Source organism: Vagococcus bubulae (assembly GCF_003950315.1).
GTDB lineage: Bacteria > Bacillota > Bacilli > Lactobacillales > Vagococcaceae > Vagococcus > Vagococcus bubulae.
On record NZ_NGJT01000054.1, the window covers coordinates 1 to 1,495 of the forward strand.

The window sequence follows — 1,495 nt, forward strand, 5'->3', positions numbered from 1 at the left end:
TTTTGGCTCTCCGTCAAATGATGTGGATGAGTAAAATTTAGTGAATTTAAGCAACGAAAGACAACAGGTTTTCGTTGCTTATTTATTTACCTTGAAAACTAAGTAAAATTCTATATTTATAGTTTTGGAAATTTCTATAGCCATAGGCTATTCGTTTGATTAGCTTAATTTTATTGATGGTCCCTTCTAATGGTCCGTTAGAAAATGGAAACTTGAAAGTATTATTAATTCTTGGAAGATGTTTTTTTAGTGTTCTGATAGATGTTTTCATTGGTTCAGAGATTAACTCATGACTTAATAATAGTAGATCTGAGAAAGCCTCAAAATCATTGTTTTTACTACAATATAATAAGTTTTGATAGAGTCCGTATGTCTCAGATAGTTCTTTGCTTAAGCTTAGTAAATAATCCATAATATCTGTTTCAGGTAAGATATTTTTAAATAATCGTTGATAACGATAGTCTTTATAATTTAATTCGTTAGAGTCTTTTAAAAATAGCTTCCAATATCTCTTTAGTTTTCTATAATTCTTTAGATCATTAAGGTTTGATGTCTTAAACTTATTCATTGTTCTAATTCTTGTAATATTTAATGAACGACTAATTAATTGAACTAAATGAAATCGGTCAATAACCACTGAAGCATTTGGAAAAAGTTTATTAGCTAGTTTAAAATTGCCAGCATTCATATCAACAACGATAGTTGCGACTTTATTTCTTACTTTCAAAGGGTATTTTGAAAAGTGTTTTTCTAACGTAATCCTTTTATTATCTGGTAAAATATCAATAATTTTATGTGATAAGGAGTCTGAGTAGATAAAACTGTACTTACCTTGATTGTTTTTTACAGATGTAAACTCATCAAAACATAGGTGTTGAGGCAAGTCCGTAAATTTATTTGACAGTTCTTTCCCAAATAAATTAAGAATTCTACTGATTGTAGTAGTTGATACAAAATGTCTTTTAGATAAGTCTTTCAATGAGATAGCATCGGATAACTCCATGCCAATAGACTGTTTCACTCTGTTAGCAATAAAGCAGTGCTTATCAATTTCTAAAGATTCAGCTATAAAAGAGGTGTGACATTTACGACAAAGGAACCGTTGTTTCTTTAGTGATAGATAGGTTGGATAATGGGCAACACTTAGCCATTTTATTCGAGAAGAAATAAAACCATTTTTTACAATAGAATAGTTTTCATTCTTAATTCCACAACAAGGACAAGCCAAAGGCTTATAAGTAAGTGTTCCGCTATAGATTTTACTTCTAACTCCTTTTATCATTTTTTCTTCACAAAAAATAGAATCAAAATAAATGTTTGTGTCTTTCAAATCCAGCGACACTCGGATACAATGGTTGTGAGACATATGAATCTTCCTTTCTAAAATTTGGTTTGGTCACTTTAATTTTACCTGGAAAATTCGTATGTTTCTTTTTTTATGTAAAAAAATAGATGCAGATGAATTTCTTCATCCACATCAAAAATTATACAGCCA

1 protein-coding gene is annotated in these 1,495 nt (G+C 29.4%); it reads right to left on the reverse strand.

Annotated elements, in window-relative coordinates:
* Nucleotides 1–82: 82 nt before the first annotated feature.
* Nucleotides 83–1,366: an ISL3 family transposase gene (locus CBF36_RS12120; RefSeq protein WP_125958613.1), complete on the reverse strand. Its 1,284-nt coding sequence runs from the start codon at nt 1,364–1,366 to the stop codon at nt 83–85.
* Nucleotides 1,367–1,495: the final 129 nt, after the last annotated feature.